This window comes from Polyangium jinanense (assembly GCF_028435265.1).
In the GTDB taxonomy this organism is placed as follows: domain Bacteria; phylum Myxococcota_A; class Polyangia; order Polyangiales; family Polyangiaceae; genus Polyangium; species Polyangium jinanense.
This window is the reverse complement of record NZ_JAGTJK010000060.1, coordinates 45212-64423: the sequence shown is the minus strand read 5'-3', so window position 1 is coordinate 64423 and position 19212 is coordinate 45212. Positions and strand designations below refer to the sequence as shown.

The 19212-nt window shown below is 72.1% G+C and carries 4 protein-coding genes and 1 tRNA gene (1 of these 5 running past the window's edge); 3 read left to right on the top strand and 2 right to left on the bottom strand.

Annotation, left to right across the window (positions count from 1 at the left end):
• Positions 1–416: 416 nt before the first annotated feature.
• Together KEG38_RS47480 and KEG38_RS47475 are read right to left on the bottom strand one after the other, a co-directional pair.
• The gene (locus KEG38_RS47480; RefSeq protein WP_272427527.1) at positions 417–1316 is read right to left on the bottom strand and encodes a hypothetical protein; all 900 of its coding nucleotides are present in this window, start codon (positions 1314–1316) and stop codon (positions 417–419) included.
• 129 nt (positions 1317–1445) lie between these two features.
• Positions 1446–1904, bottom strand: coding sequence for a hypothetical protein (locus KEG38_RS47475; RefSeq protein WP_272427526.1), 459 nt, complete (start codon positions 1902–1904; stop codon positions 1446–1448).
• A 105-nt stretch (positions 1905–2009) separates the two neighbouring features.
• Here KEG38_RS47475 and KEG38_RS47470 point away from each other — a divergent pair, with 105 nt between their 5' ends.
• From KEG38_RS47470 to KEG38_RS47460, 3 genes are all read left to right on the top strand, one after another.
• Positions 2010–2768 carry a hypothetical protein gene (locus KEG38_RS47470; protein ID WP_272427525.1) on the top strand — a complete coding sequence of 253 codons (759 nt, stop codon included), beginning with the start codon at positions 2010–2012 and terminating at the stop codon, positions 2766–2768.
• Between the two features lie 428 nt (positions 2769–3196).
• A tRNA-OTHER gene (locus tag KEG38_RS47465) sits at positions 3197–3268 on the top strand.
• Between the two features lie 1191 nt (positions 3269–4459).
• A protein-coding gene (locus KEG38_RS47460; protein WP_272427524.1) for a type I polyketide synthase crosses the window boundary here: on the top strand, positions 4460–19212 show its 5' portion. It continues 5128 nt past the right edge of the window; 14753 of the gene's 19881 nt are visible here — the first part of the coding sequence; its start codon is at positions 4460–4462; its stop codon lies beyond the right edge, outside the window.

The following is a 19212-nucleotide window of genomic DNA, read 5'->3' as shown; positions in this document are numbered from 1 at the left end:
ATGTGCCCCTGAACAGAACAACAGGGAAGGATGTTTCCATGACGAACCCCCGTTGCTCTCGGACGAACCCAAAGAGGAGGGCGCGGAGGGATGGGAACGACTACGAACTTTGGGGATGATGTACTAGCGCACGCCGTCACATAGTCACAGCGCGAGGTCATCGACGCCGCACCCCAGTTCACGACCGTGTCGGCGGAGCCGGACGAGGGCGCTGAAGACGTTCAAGGTGGCGACCAACGACGCGTCCGCGCGGCAGAGGGAGATGCAGTACGCTCGCGCGGCGTACAGCTTGCTGCCTCATCCCGGAGCGCATTCCAAGCCCCTCTTCACCTTCGCCGAACTCGTCTACGGGAGCGGCCAGGCGCCAGCAGCCCGAGCACGAGGCGCGTCACCACGCACGGCCTCCTCGTTCGCGATCAGTCGAGAGCGACGCCCCAGTCGAGATCAATGCTGAACTTCGACTTCATCGCAGTGCGGATGTTCTTCTCTACGCCCCGCCCGGCAGGCACCAACTTCGAGCTGCCGGAGTAGAACATCTTCACCGCCGCGTAGCCCAGGCCCCGCAGCGTCAGCGCGACGTCCATCATCTGCCAGTGGTTTGACCACGACGCGATGGCGATCTTCTTGCCGGTGTGGCCGGTGTCCTCGGTGAAGCAAGGGCGCTTGCCGAACAGCGTCTTGTTCATCTTCGTGGGCCGCTCGATCTGTTCGAGCGCTTCGGCATCGGCGAGCGACGGCGGCTCGAGGTACCAACTAGACGGCTCTTCTTTCACGCTCAGCCAGCCCGGCAATCGTTCGCGCAAGCCGAGGTGCTTCGGCCACCGTTCGCCGTGCTCGCCGTGCACGAAGACGACGTGCACGTTCTCGCGCTGGGCGGCGATGACCGCAGGGATGAAGGCGTTGGTGAGCTCGGCCGACATGGGCGCCGAGCCCGCCCTGATGACGCAGAGCCCGATGGCGGCAGCATCGCTCCGTGGGACGTCCTTCGGCCGGCCTCCGAGCACCCACACCAGCGAGCGCCCGAGTGCGCCGTCGATGAGCTTGTCGTACTTGAGCTCGATGACCTTCTCCTCCACGCCGACGCCGTCGAAGCGACGGTCCACGCGCGACTGCGCGTGCGACGAGAAGAAGTACTGCATGCGCTCGCGGTACTGTCCTGAGCCGTGAGGCTGCTTCTTGAGCCAGTCGCTCAGCGTGTGAACAAGGAGCCGTCCCGTCTTCTTCTTCTTGTTGTCCTCGCCGTCGAGGTTCGCCCACCAGGCTGTCGCCTGGCCAGGAGCGAACAGAAGCTCGAAGACGTCATGGGCATTGAGCACGGCGCACCCCTCCCTGTTGAGCCGAGGAGCTTATGACGAAACGCTCTGCGAGCTATCCGGCGAACGTGGCGGAGTTCATCCGCCAGCGTGTCGCCCGTGGTTGGTGGAAGCGTCCGCCCGTCGATGGCGTCAGCGCCGCCGCACCAGCGTCATCTTGTATCTGAAAGGCGCCTCGGCGTACGGCGGAGTCGTAATATCGGGGCGAGCGAGCAGGATCCAACCCGTCATCTTCTTCAGAACCGGGTCGGGTTCGTAGCCCTCGTTTCCCCTCATGGCGTGAAGCCTGCTCTCGAAGACGGGGTCGGCGACCTCGAAGAGCCTGGTGCCCCTGACGCACTTCCCGAAGCGGCCGGGGTCGGCGTGCTTGTTCGGACCGACGACCTGAAAGCTGCCGATGACCTTCGGGTCGCCGTCGCCGGTGAAGTAGAGGTGCAGGAGGTCGCCGAAGTCCACATGCCGGGTGTTGTCGGCCCGGCTTTTGTTCCCCTCGAACGCGGAGCGGCAGAGGAAGCCCTCGTTCACTGCGAGGTCTCGCGTGTCCTCGAACGAGACCTTCGTCGGCGTCGCCTTGTAGAACCAGTCCGTCATCTCGGCGACGTATGCTACCGGGCGGGCGCGTTCGCGCCTAGCTCCACCCAGGGCCCAGGATCGTGCCAGACTCGGCAGACGCTAGGCTGCCGCCAGGAGGAAACTGTGGGTGACTTCGAGTCTCTAAGGGGTATGGAAGGCCGGCTCTACCGCGGGTTCAGTCATCCGGTGGCTGTGAAGCTCGCCTGCACGGTCGGCGTCGGACCGTCTTGGCAAGTCGCGAACGTGGCGTTGGAGGCCAAGGCGGTGGATGACGAAGTGTGCGACTTCTTGATCTCGTCACTAAAGAAGATTTTGGCCGCTCGTCACGAAAGTGTAATCGGCTTCATTCCGCCAGCTCTAGGGAAGCAGGAGTATCTTCGCACGCTCATCGCGAGCATCGGGGGCACCGCCATCGGTTCTCTTGAGATGGCCGATCACGTGATGCACGACTACGACGCGCTCCTCAAGCCGGACGTCGGGCGCTCGACCGACTCAGTGACCCTTTCCCCAAGAGTTGCAATTCTCTATGCCTACGGCATCAAGACCGACGACTTCTTCGAGAAGGGCGCCGTCACGTTTTTTTCGGGAAAGACTACGGCTCATCCGCATGTCGCGCTGTTGGACAAGGCAGCGAATGGCCATGCAGTTGATGGTCCCGCCTTCGAGCAGCTGCATGTTTGGTATGAGAAGCGCGATGATCCAGATGTCCACGCTACCGTCGATGAGGTGAAGAAGCGGGTAGGCAGGGACGAGGAACGTCTTCTGCGCGATGTCGCCCCCGCGGAGAAGGTCATCCCTCTGCCGCCCTTCGATGAGGACAAGCCCGGTCCGTCTCTCGACGCCGCCGCCGACAGGTTGAGGGATGAAGGGGTGGCCGTGTGAGCTGACACCTCGCTCCAATCGACGGGAAGACGTCGGGCGCCCCCTGGTCGCTTCGATCTCGGGCGCCGGAGAGTGGGCACACTTGCACTCGGAGCCGCTGCGAGGCGGCCTGCTGGTACCTTGCTCACTACCATGCTTCGAGTCCATCACCTCGGCCAACGTCGCTCCGGAGGTGCAGCCTCGCGGCGAGGCATCTCTCGCAGACCCTGTGCTCCCAGTGTCCTACGGCGACTCCAGGCGCAAGGAGGTCTTCACGACCATTCACACACCATTCACACGCCCATCGTCGCGAGGGGTTACGCTAGGTCCTGTCCCGTCGCCTTCCAGCTCCCCGCCCGAACCCCTGCGGGGTTGTCCCAAGCACGCGATCAGGCTAGGTTTTCTGCCTGTTCCCGCAGGGTTCGGGGGAGGGCTGGACATGACGCCGCGGAGGAGCCGACCGGGTTTTGAAAACCGCCGTACCCGGAAGGGTACCAGGGGTTCGAATCCCTTCTCCTCCGCTGATTTCTGTAGGAATTGTCAGTAGTTAAAGCGGTCCGGTCGTGGCCAGGAGTGGACAGACGGGGACAGGTCTGGACACGGGTTCTGGCAAATTCCTGGCAAGCGGGAGGGGCGTCCGGGTGGCGTGGGGAGGCGGGCGCGGAGATGGGGGAGCCGAGGTCTCCTCACTCGCCCGCGAGCCAATCCACACGAACTTCCGGTCGTACCCCACGACCACGCATGATCCCCGCGGCAGCGAGCGTACCCATTGCCGAATTTGCACTGCCGGCAAGACATGCTCGGTCAGCCAAACCGCGGAGTCGCTCATTCGTCGCCCAAGGCACGACGGACCGAAGTCGAGCACTTCAGCGATGAGCCCCCGGCGGCCCTCACCCGCCGCCCTGGCGTCCGCCATCCCCCATGTCACCGCTCCCCAAAATTCGGAATGAATTCTGAGGCCCAGTCCCGAGCCTCGTTATCAAGCGGAGAAAGCGTTAACAGCCAGCCGGCCGAGGGGGCCCTCGACCGCGAGAAGAGCACCGAGCAAGCGCCGGCCCGGTGAGACGGCGCGTGCGACCTCGACCCCCGGCGCCGATCCGCTGCAGGCCCACTGCGTCGAGCCGCACGGCGACGGCCCGGCCAAGCTGAGCAGCGCCCGGCACCCTTCTCTCCGCACGGCCCCCAGGACGACCGCGGTGCACCCTGCCGCTCGAGCCGTTTCCGCCCCGCATTCCATTGCTTGCGGGCTCGTGACTTTCTTTGTGTATTCGCGCTCGATGGCATCACAGACCTGCCGGCCCTCCAAGGTCGTTTCCGAGGCGGGGATGTTCACATCACGGGTGTCATCCTGGCCGGACGGTGGGCTGCGCGGTTTCAGGCGGTTTCTCCTATTGCGAAAACGCTTCACCGCCCATTGCGGTAAATTGTGCAGAACATCTCTGCTTCGATCGTATGTGTCCGTCCGCCTCCGCGTTTACGGCGCGCAGCGCTCCGTCGGCTCGGCTTCGTTGCGGCCCTACTTCTTCGCGGGCATTTTCGTCTCATTCCCCGATCCTCGCGGCCACGGACGACACTGTCTTATTGAGTGCTGATGACGGAGAACTCGAATCAGATTGATCTTTATCAGACGGTGGGTGGCTTACAATACATTCCGATAGGTAAGGTAGTTTCTGTCCTGGACAAGTACGACTTACCTGGTATTGGGGTGCCGCGTGTCACGGCTTTGGCACGGAGGAACATTGAAGGTCGCGCAGTTCTTTTCCGAGGCGAGCTCGTCGCCTCAGACCATCGACGCGATCAGACAATGGCTCGTCGCGCGAATGGCGGCGCTTTTGGGCGCCGCGCCGCCAGAGGAGCAGGCAGGGATCGACCTCGACGCCCCGTTCGCGCGGTTCGGCCTCGACTCGAGGCAGGCGCTCGAGATCCTGCGCGAGCTGGAGGCGCTGGTCGGCCGGAGATTGAGCGCGACCGCGATGTGGGAGCACCCTACAATCGAGGCGCTGGCGCGCTACGCGGTCGCCGGCGAGCCGGAGGCGCGCGCGCACGGAGCGCCATTGACGGTACCGGCCCAATCTGGCTCGAGTGACCGGCGCGACGAGCCGCTGGCCATCGTGGGGATGGCGTGTCGATTCGCCGGGGCGCCCGATCTGGACGCGTACTGGCGCTTGCTGGCCGAAGGAGTCGATGCGACGGGCGAGGTGCCCAGAGAGCGGTGGGATGCGGACGCGTACTTCGACGAAGATCGCAGCGCGCCGGGCAAGGCGGTGAGCCGCCGCGCGGCGCTGCTCGAGCACGTCGATCGGTTCGATCCGGGGGTGTTCGGGATCTCGCCGCGCGAGGCGAACGAGCTGGATCCGGCGCAGCGGCTTTCGCTGGAGCTGTCGTGGGAGGCGCTGGAGCACGCGGGGATCCCGCCGCGGTCGCTCGAGGGCAGCGCGACGGGCGTGTTCTTCGGCTCGATGTGGCACGACTGGGCGGACCTGACGGCGGGCGACGCGGCGGGCATGGCCGCGCACCGCGCGACAGGGCAGGCGCCGAACATGATCGCGAACCGGGTGTCGTACGTGCTGGGGCTGCGAGGCCCGAGCGTGGTGGTCGACACGGCGAGCTCGTCGGCGCTGGTGGCGCTGCACTACGCGGGGCACAGCCTGCGGAGCGGCGAGGCGGAGGTGGCGCTGGTGGGCGGCGTCAACCTGCTGCTTTCGCCCGAGACGATGGTGTTCGTGTCGAAGTTCGGCGGGCTTTCGCCGGACGGGCGGTGCAAGGCGTTCAGCGCGAACGCCGACGGCTTCGGTCGCGGCGAGGGCGGTGGGGTGATCGTGCTGAAGCGGCTGTCGCACGCGCAGCAAGACGGCGATCGGATCTACGCGATCGTGCGCGCGACGGCGGTCAACAACGACGGCGCGAGCTACGGGCTGACGGCGCCGAGCCCCGAGGCGCAGGAGGCGGTGCTGCGCGAGGCGTACGCGCGCGCGGGGATCGAGCCGGGGGCCGTGCACTACGTCGAGGCGCACGGCACGGGCACGCCGCTCGGCGATCAGATCGAGCTCGGAGCGCTCGGGGCCGTGCTCGGCGGCGCGCGGGCGGCGGAGCGGTCGCTACTGGTGGGCTCGGCGAAGACGAACATCGGCCACACCGAGGGGGCGGCGGGGATCGCGGGGCTGCTCAAGGCGGTGCTCGCGATGCAGCACCGGCAGGTGCCGGCGAGCCTCCATGCCGAGCCGCCGAACCCGGCGATCCAGTTCGGCGCGCTGGGGCTCCGCGTCCCGACCGCGCTCGAGCCGTGGCCAGCGGCGGCGTCGGAGCGCGCGCTGGCAGGCGTGAGCTCGTTCGGCTGGGGCGGTACCAACGCCCACGCGGTGCTCGAGGGGCCGGCACCGGACGTACACCTGCTCGCGCTTTCGGCGCCGGCGGAGGAGGAGCTTGCCGAGCGCGCGAGAGGGCTGCGTCGCGAGCTCGCGGACGCGCCGGCGGACTCGCGACTCGGCGAGTTGCTCGCTGCGAGCGCAGCCGGCGCCTCGGGGCAGCCGGCGGATCGAGCCGAGGGAGCGTCCGGGTGTCATCGCCTGGCCGCCGTGGTGCGCTCGTCCGGCGAGGCGATCGAGGCCCTGGACGCGTTCCTGGGCGGGGTGCCGCACGCCGGTCTGAGCGTGGGGCACCGCGCGCCGGCGCGTCCCGGCGTGGTGTTCGTGTTCTCGCCGCTCGGCGCGCAGTGGGCGGGCATGGGCCGGCAGCTGTTCGCGAGCGAGCCGGTGTTCCGCGCGTCGGTGCTGCGGAGCGATCGCGCGCTCGGTCCGCTGCTCGGCCGGTCGATCGTCGAGGATCTCGTGCAGCCGGCGGCGTCGTCGCGGTTCGACGACACGGTGTTCGTGCAGCCGCTGCTCTTCGCGGTGCAGGTGGCCTTGGCCGAGACCCTGCGCGCGTACGGCGTCGAGCCGGACGCGATCGTCGGCCACAGCGCTGGCGAGGTGGCCGCGGCCTACGTCGCGGGGGCGCTCGATCTGGCGGACGCCGCGCGGGTCATCCATCACTACAGCCGCGTGCAGGCCGGGGCGGCGGGGCCGGGCGCGATGGCGGTGGTCGAGCTGCCGGCGGCCGAGGTGGCGGCGATGCTCGCGCCGTACGCCGGCCAGGTCGAGCTCGCGGCGGTGAACAGCCGGCGCCAGGCGGTGATCTCCGGCGCAGCGGAGCCCGTGCACGCGCTCGTGGAGGCGTGGCGTGCGCGCGGCACCGCGAGCCACGTGATCCGCGTCGACGTGGCGGGCCACAGCCCGCGGATGACCGCGCCGCTCCTCGAGGAGCTCGAGGCGTCGCTGCAGGATCTAAAGCCGCGGCGGCCGCGGATCCCGATGTGGTCCACGGTCACGGGCGGCCGGGTCGACGGCGCCGATCTGGGCGGGGGGTACTGGTCCGGTAACCTGCGCCGTCCGGTGCAGCTCGGCGCGGTCATCGAGCTGCTCGCGGAGGATCACGGTGTGTTCGTCGAGCTCGGGCCGCACCCGGTGCTCGCGTTCGCGCTCGCCGAGAGCGTCGCGGCACGTGGTGCGCCGGCGGAGGTGCTGGCGGCGCTCCGCCGCCCGATGGACGCCACCCGCGGGGGGGACGACGAGCGGCGGTCGCTCGCCGAGGCCCGCGCGAGGTTGTTCGTGCTCGGGGCGACGCGGGCCTCCGGCGAGGAGGCGCCGGCCGAGCCAGTGCCGGTGGTGCTGTCGGCCCGGAGCGCGACCGCGCTGCGCGGTCAGGCCGAGCGGCTGCGCGAGCACCTGGTTGGTCGCCCCGAGCTTGCGCTGGTCGACGTTGCCTTCTCGCTCGCCACCACCCGCTCGTGCCTCGAGCACCGCGCCGCGATCGTGGCGCATGATCGGCGGGAGCTGCTCGATGCGCTCGATGCGCTCGCCGCGGGACGGCCCGCGCCACACGCGGTCGTCGGCCGGCGCACCGGCGGCGGCAAGGTGGTGTTCGTCTTTCCCGGCCAGGGCTCGCAGTGGCAGGGCATGGGGCGGGCGCTCCTCGACAGCGCGCCGGTGTTTCGCGAGCAGCTCCTCGCCTGCGAGCGCGCGTTGGCGCGCCATGTCGACTGGTCGCTGCTCGACGTGTTGCGTGGCGACGGCGCTTTCGCGGCCGCGCCCGCGCTCGACCGCGTCGATGTCGTGCAGCCGGCGTTGTTCGCCGTCATGGTCTCGCTCGCCGCGCTGTGGCGCTCGATGGGCATCGAGCCCGACGCGGTCGTCGGCCATAGCCAGGGCGAGATTGCCGCGGCCTGCGTCGCGGGTGCGCTGTCGCTCGAAGATGCCGCCGCGGTGATCGCCCTGCGCAGCCGCGCGCTCACCCGGCTTGCCGGCCACGGCGCGATGGCCGCCGTCGAGCTCGGCGCTGACGCCCTCGCGCCTCACGCGGCGCCGTTCGGCGATCGCCTGGCCATCGCCGCGATCAACAGTCCGCGCGCCACGGTGGTCTCGGGGGACGCGAACGCCGTGGACACGTTGCTCGGCGCGCTGTCGGCGGCGGGGGTGTTCGCGCGGAAGGTCCGCGTCGACTACGCCTCGCACGGCGCGCAGGTCGAGGCCGTCCGGGCGGAGCTCGTGGCGGGACTCGCCGGCATCGTGCCGCGCGCCGCCCGGATCCCGCTCTACTCCACCGTCACCGGCACACCGCTTGCGGGCGACGAGCTCGACGCCGGGTACTGGTATTCCAACCTCCGGCAGACCGTCCGGTTTGCGGACGCGATCGAGCGCCTCGCCGCTGACGGACATCGCTCGTTCGTCGAGGTGAGCCCGCACCCGGTGCTCGGGCTCGCGCTCGGCGAGACGCTCGAGCACGCCGGCGTGCCGGCTGCTGTCGTCGGCTCGCTCCGGCGCGACGACGGCGATCTTTCGCGCTTCCTCTGCTCGCTTGGCGAGCTGCACTGTCTCGGGCAGCCGGTCGACTGGAGCGCGTACTACCAGCCGCGGCGGCCGCGGCGGGTCGAGCTGCCGACGTACGCGTTTCAGCGACAGCGGTTCTGGCGCGCGGCGCCGGGGAGGCCTCGCGCCGAGGCCGCGCCCACCGAGCCCGCGCCGGTGCCCTCGTCGTGGTCGGAGGCCGGGGACCCGGCGCTGCTCGGCCGGCTGCGCGCACTGTCCGATCCGGATCGACTGCGCCACCTGCTTGCGATCGTGCGCGCCGAGACCGCCGCCGTGCTCGGCCACTCCGACACGTCGTCGATCGATTCGCACACGGGGTTCTTCGATCAGGGCCTCGATTCGTGGACGGTGACCCAGCTCCGGCTCCGGCTGGAGCACGCCACGGGCGTCGCGCTCTCCTCCAGCGTCGCGTTCGATCATCCGACGCCCCACCACCTCGCGGCGTTCCTCCGCGCGGCGCTCGCATCGGCGCTCGGGGCGTCCGGGGACCCGACGGACGAAGCGCGCGTGATCCCGCGGGCGCTTGCGTCGAGCGACGAGCCGATCGCGATCGTCGGCCTCGCGCTCCGGCTGCCGGGCGGCGCCGACGACGCCGACGGCCTGTGGCGCCTGCTCGAGGGCGAGATCGACGCGGTCGGTCCGATCCCGGCGAGCCGCTGGGACGCCGGCGCGGTCTACGATCCCGATCCGGCGGCGCCCGGGAAGAGCTACGTCCGCGAGGCCGCGCTGCTCGATCGGATCGACCTGTTCGACGCGGCGTTCTTCGGGATCAGCCCGTTCGAGGCCAACCACATCGATCCGCAGCATCGGCTGCTGCTCGAGACGGCCTGGCAGGCGCTCGAGCAGGCGGGCATCGTGCCGGCGACGCTGCGGGACTCGCAGACGGGGATCTACGTCGGGGTCGGGCCGGGGGATTACCTGTCGCTGCACGGTGCGCCGTCCACCGAGGCGCACGCGATGCTGGGGACGAGCCCGTCGCTGGCGGCGGGGCGGCTTTCGTTCACGCTCGGGGTGCAAGGCCCGGCGCTGTCGGTCGACACGGCGTGTTCGTCGTCGCTGGTGGCGCTCCACCTGGCATGTCAGGCGCTGCGCCACGGCGAGTGCAGGCTCGCGCTGGCGGCGGGCGTGAACGTGCTGGCCTCGGCCGACGGCTTCGTGCGGATGTGTCGCGCGCGGGCGCTTTCGCCGGACGGCCGGTCCAAGACGTTCTCGGCGCAGGCCGACGGCTACGGGCGCGGCGAGGGCGTGGTCGTGCTCGCGCTCGAGCGGCTGTCGGATGCGCGCGCGGCGGGGCGCGAGGTCCTGGCGCTGATCCGCGGCAGCGCGATCAACCACGACGGCGCGTCGAGCGGGCTCACGGTGCCCAACGGGACGTCGCAGCAGAAGGTCGTGCGCGCGGCGCTCGACGACGCGGGGCTCGCGCCGGCCGACGTCGACTTCGTCGAGTGCCACGGCACGGGGACGGCGCTCGGCGATCCGATCGAGGTCCACGCGCTCGGCGCGGTGTACGGGCGGGAGCGCCCGGCGGACCGGCCGCTGCTGCTCGGGGCGGTGAAGACCAACGTCGGCCACCTCGAGTGGGCGGCCGGGCTTGTGGGCGTGGCGAAGGTGATCGCCTCGCTGCGCCACGAGGCGCTGCCGGCGACGCTGCACACTTCGCCGCGCAATCCGCGCATCGACTGGGACGCGCTGCCGGTGGCGGTCGTCGATCAGCGGCGACCGTGGCCCCGGGATGCCGCGGGGCGGGCGCGCCGCGCGGGCGTGTCGTCGTTCGGCATCTCGGGGACCAACGCGCACGTGATTTTGGAGGAGGCGCCGCGGGACGCCTCGGTCGAGGTCGAACGAGCCGCGCCGGCCGTGGTGCCGCCGGTGCCGGTGGTGCTGTCGGCCAAGAGCGAGGCCGCGGTGCGCGCCCAGGCCGCGCGGCTGCGTGAGCACCTCGTCGCGCGTCCCGAGCTCGCGCTGGTGGATGTCGCGTACTCGCTGGTCACCACGCGCTCGCAGCTCGCGCATCACGTGGCGCTCGTCGCCCGCGAGCGCGCCGAGCTGCTCGGTGCCCTCGCGTCCTTTGCGCAGGGGTTGCCCACGCCACGCGCGGTGGTGGGTTCGCGGACCGGCGATGGCAAGCTGGCGGTGCTGTTCACCGGACAGGGCAGCCAGCGGCCGGGGATGGGCCGCGGGCTGTACGACGCGTACCCGGTGTTCCGGGAGACCCTCGACGCGGCGTGCGCGTACCTCGACGCCGCGGTTGCCGAGGGAGGGCGGCCGCTGCGCGAGGTGATGTTCGCCGCCGAGGGGAGCGAGGCCGCGGCGCTGCTCGACGAGACCTTGTACGCGCAGCGGGCGCTGTTCGCGCTGGAGGTCGCGCTGTTCCGGCTGCTCGCGTCGTGGGGCGGTAAGGTCGACCTCTTGCTCGGGCACTCGATCGGGGAGCTCGTGGCGGCGCACGTCGCCGGGGTGCTGTCGCTGCCGGACGCGTGCGCGCTGGTGGGCGCGCGCGCGCGGCTCATGCAGGGGCTGCCGGGTGGCGGGGCGATGGTGACCGTGCAGGCGTCCGAGCAAGAGGTGCGGGCGCTGCTGGCGGCGCGGCGGGCGGCGGGCGCGGAGATCGCGGCGATCAACGGGCCGACGTCGACGGTGGTGAGCGGGGACGCGGCGGCGGTGGGGGAGGTGGCCGCGCGGTTCGAGGCGCAGGGGCGGAAGACGACGCGGCTGCGGGTGAGCCACGCGTTCCACTCGCACCACATGGACGGGATGCTGGAGGCCTTCCGGCGGGTCGCGGAGGGGCTCACGTACCGGCCTGCGCAGATCCCGATCGCGTCGAACGTGACGGGGCGGATGGCGACGGACGCGGAGCTGAGCTCGCCGGGGTACTGGGTCGACCACGTCCGGCAGGCGGTGCGGTTCGCCGACGGGATCCGCGCGCTGCACGGCGAGGGCGTCCACACCTTCCTCGAGCTCGGGCCGCACGCCGTGCTGTCCGCGCTGGCGCAGGACGCGGTGGAGCCTGTGACGCACGAGGGCGAGCGGGCGGGCGTCGTGGCGATCCTGCGCAAGGATCAGCCGGAGGACGTGACCGTCGCGGCGGCGGTCGGCGCGCTGCACACGCGCGGCCACCGCGTCGACTGGAGCGCGTACTTCGATCGACGCGAAGTTGCGATCCGCCCGCGGCGGGTCGAGCTGCCGACGTACGCGTTCCAGCGCCAGCGGCACTGGCTCGATGCGCCGAGAGCCAGCCGCGCGGAGGACGCGCTGCTGCGGCTCGAGTGGACCGAGCTGTCGATCGCTCCCGCGCCGCAGCGATCCGAGCGCTGGACGCTCGTCGGTGCACCCGAGGGGCTCGAGCTAGGGCCCGCCGGTGTTGCGCTCGAGCGCCACCCCGATCTCGCCGCGCTGATCGCCGCGCTCGATCGCGGCGCCTCGGCTCCTGATGCGGTCGTGGTGCCGTGGTGCTCGCGCGGCGCCGCCGCGGCGCCAGCCGACGTGATCGCCGGGGCTCACGAGGCCACCGCGCGGCTGCTCGCGCAGCTCCAGGCGTGGCTCGCCGACGAGCGGTTGGCCTCGTCGCGCCTCGTCGTGCTGACCCGCGGGGCGGTTGCCGCGCGCTCCGGCGAGGACGTGCCCGACCTCGTCCACGCACCGCTGTGGGGACTGGTCCGGTCCGCGCAGAGCGAGCACCTCGATCGATCCATCTTGCTGGTCGACAGCGACGACACCGAGGCCTCGCGCGAGGTGCGGTTCACCGGAGGAGACGCGGCGGAGACCCAGCTCGCGCTGCGCCGGGGGACATGTCTGGTCCCTCGGCTCGCGCCGGCGCGGGTCGAGCGAGCGCTCACCGTGCCGCGGCCGCTCGCGCCGGGGGGCACGGTGCTGATCACCGGCGGCACCGGGGCCCTCGGCGGGTTGCTCGCCCGCCACCTCGTCCGCGCCCACGGCGTGGCGCACCTCGTGCTCGTGTCGCGGCAGGGCCCCGCGGCTCCCGGCGCCGACGCGCTCGGCCGCGAGCTCGAGGCCGCCGGGGCACGCGTCACCATCGCCGCGTGTGATGCCGCCGACCGGGCCGCGCTCGAGGCGCTGCTGGCCGGGATCCCGCGCGAGCATCCGCTGACCGCGGTCATTCATGCCGCGGGCGTGATCGACAGCAACGACCTCGGTGCGCTCACGCCGGAGCGGCTGCGCGCCGTCCTCGGCGCCAAGCTCGACGCCGCCGTGCACCTGCACGAGTTGACGCGGGCGCTGGAGCTGTCCGCGTTCGTCCTGTTCTCCTCCGTCTCGGGGGTGGTCGGCGGCGCCGGCCAGGCCAGCTACGCCGCGGCCAACGCGTTTCTCGACGCGCTGGCCCACCATCGCCGCACCCAGGGGCTCCCCGCGCTCGCGCTCGCCTGGGGGCTCTGGCAGACCGGCGCCGGGATGGACGCGCGCCTCACCGATGTCGATCTCGAGCGGATCGAGCGCGGCGGCCTGCGCCCGCTGTCGCCGGACGACGGACTCGCGTTGTTCGACGCCGCCCTCGCGCGACCCGACGCTGCGCTCGTCCCGGCGCGGTTCGATGCCGCCGCGCTGCGCTCGTACGCCCACGCCAGGTCCCCGGTGCTCCGTGGCCTGGCCGGGGGCCCTGCCGCGCGTCCGGTGGTCGCGCACGCCGCGGCGGCCCCCTCGCTCCAGCACCGTCTCGGCGCGCTGTCGGCCGAGGACCGCGAGCGCGCCCTGCTCGAGCGGGTACGCGTGGAGGTCGCAGGCGTGCTCGGCCTGGGAGATCCCAGCACCGTGCCGGCCGAGCGGCCGTTGCGAGAGCTGGGGCTCGACTCGTTGATGGCGGTCGAGCTCCGCGGCCGCCTGGCTGACGCGACGGCCGCCCGGCTGCACACCACCCTGCTGTTCGATCACCCGACGCCCGGAGCGCTCGCGCGCTTCCTCGCCCACCAGTTGTTCGGGGGACAGCCCGAGGCCGCGCCCGCGCCTGCGCCTGATCCGAGGGCCGGCGCCGACGAGCCGATCGCGATTGTGGCGATGGGCTGTCGGTTCTCCGGCGGCGTGCGCATGCCCGAGGACCTGTGGCAGCTCCTGGCCGAGGGGCGCGACACCATCTCCGGTTTTCCGGACAACCGCGGCTGGGACGTGGCGACGCTCTACGATCCCGATCCGGAGGCCGTGGGCAAGACCTACACGCGCGAGGGAGGCTTCCTCCACGATGCCGATCAGTTCGATGCCGAGCTCTTCGGGATCAGCCCGCGCGAGGCGCTGGCGGTCGATCCGCAGCACCGGCTGCTGCTCGAGACGACGTGGGAGGCCGTGGAGCGCGCGGGCCTTGCCCCGACGACGCTGCACGGCTCCCAGACCGGCGTGTTCGTGGGGGTGGTCTACAGCGACTACGCGACGCTGCTGCGCGAGGCCCCGGGCGATCTCGAGGCCTACGCCGGCCTTGGCAGCCTGCCGAGCGTGGCGTCGGGGCGGATCGCGTACGCGCTGGGGCTGCACGGTCCCAGCCTCACCGTGGACACGGCGTGTAGCTCGTCGCTGGTGGCGATCCACCTCGCTGTTCAGTCGCTGCGCCGGGGCGAGTGCACGCTCGCGCTGGCGGGTGGGGTCACGGTGATGGCGACCCCGGGCATGTTCATCACGTTCAGCCGCCAGCGCGGGCTTTCGCCGGATGGCCGGTGCAAGGCGTTCTCGGCGGCGGCGGATGGGACGGGCTGGGGCGAGGGCGCCGGCATGCTGGTGCTCGAGCGGCTGTCGGACGCGCGGCGCCACGGCCATCCGGTGCTCGCGGTGCTGCGCGGCTCGGCGGTCAACCAGGACGGCAGGAGCCAGGGGCTGACGGCGCCGAGCGGGCCGGCCCAGGAGCGGTTGATCCGCGAGGCGCTCGCGGACGCGCGGCTCCGCCCCGACGACGTCGACGTCGTGGAGGCGCACGGCACGGGCACGAGGCTGGGCGATCCGATCGAGGCGCACGCGCTGCTTTCGACCTACGGGCGAGATCGATCCGAAGATCGTCCGCTGTGGCTCGGGAGCCTGAAGTCCAACCTGGGCCATACCCAGGCGGCGGCGGGCGTGGGCGGGGTCATCAAGATGGTGCTGGCGATGCAGCACGGGGTGATGCCGCGGACGCTGCACGCGGCGGAGCCATCGCCGCACGTCGACTGGTCAATGGGGGCGGTGCGGCTCTTGAACGAGCCGGTGCCCTGGGTCGTGGAAGGGCGACCGCGGCGGGCCGGCGTGTCGGCGTTCGGGGTCAGCGGCACCAACGCGCACGTGATCCTGGAGCAGGCGCCGCCTTTCGAGGAGCCGCCGGAGGGGGCGGGCGGAGCTTCGCCCGCGGTGCCGGCGCTGCTGTCGGCCCGGAGCGAGGCCGCGCTGGCTGCCCAGGCCGCGCGATTGCGCGAGCACCTCGAGGCGCATCCCGGGCTCCCGCTGCTCGATGTCGCGTACTCGCTGGCCACCACCCGCGCGCAGCTCGAGCATCGTGCGGCGCTGGTCGCCCGCGATCGGGCCGGGCTGCTCGACGCGCTGACGTCCGTCGCGCGGGGAGAGCCGACGCCGCACGCGGTGGTGGGCTCGTCCACCGGTGGCGGCAAGGTCGTGTTCGTGTTCCCGGGGCAGGGCTCGCAGTGGCCGGGCATGGCGCGCGCGCTGCTCGACACGGTGCCGGTGTTCCGCGATCAGATCGCGGCGTGCGAGCGCGCGCTTTCGCCGCACGTGGATTGGTCCTTGCTGGCGGTGCTCCGCGGCGAGCCGGGCGCGCCGAGCCTCGAGCGGGTCGATGTGGTGCAGCCCGCGCTGTTCGCGGTGATGATCGGGCTCGCGGCGCTGTGGCGCGCGATGGGCGTCGCGCCGGATGCGGTGATCGGGCACAGCCAGGGCGAGATCGCCGCGGCGTACGTGGCCGGTGCGCTGTCGCTCGAGGACGCTGCCGCGGTGGTCGCCCTGCGCAGCCGCGCGCTGACCCGGCTCGCCGGCCGGGGCGCGATGGCGGCGGTGGAGCTCAGCGCCGCCGCGCTCGCCCCGTACCTCGCCCCGTTCGGCGCGCGAGTGGCGATCGCAGCGGTGAGCAGCCCGCGCGCGGTGGTGGTCGCGGGCGAGCCCGAGGCGATTGAGACCCTGCTCGACCGGCTCGCGGGCGCGCAGATCTACGCGCGCAAGGTGCGCGTGGACTACGCGTCGCACAGCGCGCAGGTGGAGGCGGTGGAGGAGGAGCTCGTCACTGCGCTTTCGGGCATCACGCCGCGCGCGGCGGCGATCCCGCTCTACTCGACGGTGACGGGCGGGCCGGTGGCGGGCGGCGAGCTGGATTCCGCGTACTGGTACCAGAACCTCCGCCAGACCGTCCGGTTTGCGGACGCCGTGCAGCGAGCGATCGCGGACGAGCACCGCTGTTTCGTCGAGGTCAGCCCGCACCCGGTGCTCGCGCCCGCGCTGACCGAGACGCTCGAGGGAGGAGCCGCCGCGGCGGGCGCGGTCGTCGGCTCGCTGCGGCGCGACGACGGCGATCTCGCACGCATGCTGATGTCGCTCGGCGCGCTGCACGCCCACGGTCAGCGCGTCGACCTCCGCGCGTGCTTCGAGCTGCTCGGCGACATGGCGAGCGGCGAGCCCGGGAGGCAACCGCGCCTCCGGCGGGTCGACCTGCCGACGTACGCGTTCCAGCGCCAGCGATACTGGCCGGAGGTCCGGCCGCTCCGGGCGGCGCCGCGGAGCTCCCGCGCTGCCGGGGAGCACCCGCTCCTGGGCGTACCGTTCGCATCCTCGCTGCACCCCGAGGAGCGGCTCTGGGAGCAGCCGGCGATCCTCGACGCTGCGCCGTGGCTCGTCGAGCACCGGCTCGGCGGCGAGGCGATCTTGCCGGGCGGGGTGTACCTCGAGATGGCGCTCGCAGCGGGCGCCGCGCTGTACGGTGTGGACGGATTCGAGCTCGTCGGCGTGCGCTTCGAGCGGATGCTGGCGCTGCCCTGCGGCGCGCTCCAGGTGGCGATCGCGCGGGAGGCGGGACGCGCCACGGTGGCGATCGCGTGTCGCGCGGAGGGAGCGGAGGCGTGGACGCGCCACGCGGTCGCGGAGCTCCACGTCGCGCCGCGGACGCGGCAGCCGTGCGAGACGACGCCGACGGAGATCCAGGCGCGCTGCGCGGGCGTAGTGGACGCGGCCGAGCACTATGCGCGTTTCGAGCAGCTTGGCGTGGCGTACGGACCCCGGCTTCGCAGTGTGGAGCGGATCTGGGTGGGAGACGGCGAGGCGATTGGCCTCGTGCGCATGCCGCCGGAGCTCTTGGGCGAGGCGGCCGACTATCAGGCTCATCCGGCGCTGCTCGATGGTTGCTTCCAGGTGATGATGGCGCTGGTGTGCGCGCGTTCGGCGGAGCGCACGCTCGTGCCGATCGGGTTTGGCCGCGTGCGGATGCACGCGCGCCCGCCGACGCAGGTCTGGGTGCACGTCCGCGGCGACGCGCGAGACCTGAAGCTCGCGGTCCTCGACGACGACGGCGGCGTTCTCCTCGAGCTCAGCGACGCGCAGCTCGCGCCGCGTACGACCGCGACCGATCCGTTCGACGACTTCGTCCACGGCGTGGCCTGGCGTCACCGCGAGCTGCCGGCCCGGGCTCCTGCGCAGGCGCGGCCTCGTGAGCAAACGCCGTGGATCATCCTCCGCGACGCGCACGACACCGGCGCGGAGCTGGCGAAGGCGCTGCGCGCACGGGGCGAGGCGTGCATCGAGATCGACGCGGCCGAGCCGGTGGAGCTCTCCCGGCTGCTCGCGGGCGCCTGTCGCGGCGTGGTCCACTGCGGGAGCCTCGATTCCGCGCCCCGGGCAGAGACGACGCCCGCGACGCTCGAGGCGGATCTTCGCCGCGGAACGCACGCAGCGGTGGTGCTGGCGCAGGCGATCGTGCGGCGCGCGTTCCGGAACCCGCCGCGGCTCGTCCTGGTGACGCGCGCGGCGCAGGCGGTGGGGACCGGTCCGGTCTCGGCGGCCCAGGCGCCGCTGTGGGGGCTTTCGCGCGCGGCGGCGATGGAGCACCCGGAGCTCGAGTGGACGTGCATCGATCTGCCGGCGGTGCCGCTGTCCGGCGAGGCAGAACTCCTTGCGCGCGAGCTCCTCGCGGGCGACGGTGAGGAGCAGATCGCGCTGCGCGCGGAGGGCCGGTTCGTAGCGCGTCTCGTGCGGACGAGCCTGGGCACGCCGGCGCGAGCGGGCGTGCTGCCGGCGAAGATCGCGGCGGATCGGACGTACCTCATCGCGGGCGGGCTGGGTGGGCTCGGCCTCGTGCTGGCGCGCTGGATGGTCGAGCAGGGCGCGCGTTCCCTGGTGCTTTTGGGCCGGAGCGCGCCGGGGGAGGCCGCGCGTGCGTCGATCGGCGCGATGGAGGAGCTCGGCGCGAAGGTGCTCGCGGTCCAGGGTGACATCTCGCGCCGGGCCGACGTCGATCGGATCGTCGGTGAGATCTCGCGTGATCTACCGCCGCTGCGCGGCGTGGTGCACGCCGCGGCGGTGGTGGCAGACCGCACGGTGCTGGAGCTTGCGGACGTGGAGCTCCTGGCCACCGCGAGGCCGAAGATCCTCGGCGCGTGGAACCTGCACGAAGCGACGCGGGAGATGCCGCTCGACTTCTTCGTGATGTACTCGTCCATGGCGTCGGTCCTGGGCGTGCCGGGGTTGGCGGCCTATGCGGCGTGTAATGCCTTCCTCGACGCGCTGGCTCATGCACGCGCCGCAGAGGGGTTGCCGGCGACGAGCATCCAGTGGGGCCTGTTCGCGGAGCTGGGCGTGGCGGTCGAGGACGGCCGCGGGCTCCGGCTCTCGGCTCGGGGCATCGGGGCCCTCACGGCGGCGGAGGGCACCGAGCTGTTCGGCCGCGTGCTCGCGCACCCGCGCGCCGAGGTGGCGCTGTTCCGGCTCTCGCTGCGCCGGTGGCTCGAGGCGACGCCGCAGGCAGCGGGTACGCGTTACCTCTCCGAGCTGCCGCTCGAGCTGGCTCGCCCCGCGGGGCCCGCGCCCTCCGGGCTCCGCGAGGTGCTGGCGAAGGCGCCGCCGGCGGACCGCGTGGAGCGGATCGCGGCCCACGTGACCGAGCAGCTCGGTCAGGTCCTGCGCGTTCCGCCGGCGCGCATCGATCGCGGCACGCCGTTCCAGAGCCTGGGCCTGGACTCGCTGATGAGCCTCGAGATGCGCAACCGTCTCGAGAAGAGCCTGGGGCTCCGGCTCCAGCCGACGCTGTTCTTCACGTTTCCGGCGGTGGCGCCGCTGGCCCAGCACCTGCTCTCGTGTCTGGACCTCCCGGCGGCCGAGGCACCCTCGGTCGCCCCGCTCCCCGCACCGGACGGTGATGTGGTGGAGCGCGGCCAGCACGAGCCGCTGGCGATCGTGGGGATGGCCTGCCGGTTTCCGGGGGGCGGTGACAGTCCGGACGCCTACTGGGATCTGCTGGTGCGTGGCGTCGACGCGATTCGCGAGATCCCGGCCGATCGGTGGCCGGCCGAGGCGCTCCCCGGCGACAAACCCGCGGCGCGATCCGCGGCGCTGCTCGATCGGGTCGATGGCTTCGACGCGGCGTTCTTCGGCATCTCGCC

Coding starts and splice junctions, on each gene's coding strand:
- KEG38_RS47475 (WP_272427526.1), bottom strand. CDS start 1,904: ATGACGGACTGGTTCTACAAGGCGACGCCGACGAAGGTCTCGTTCGAG.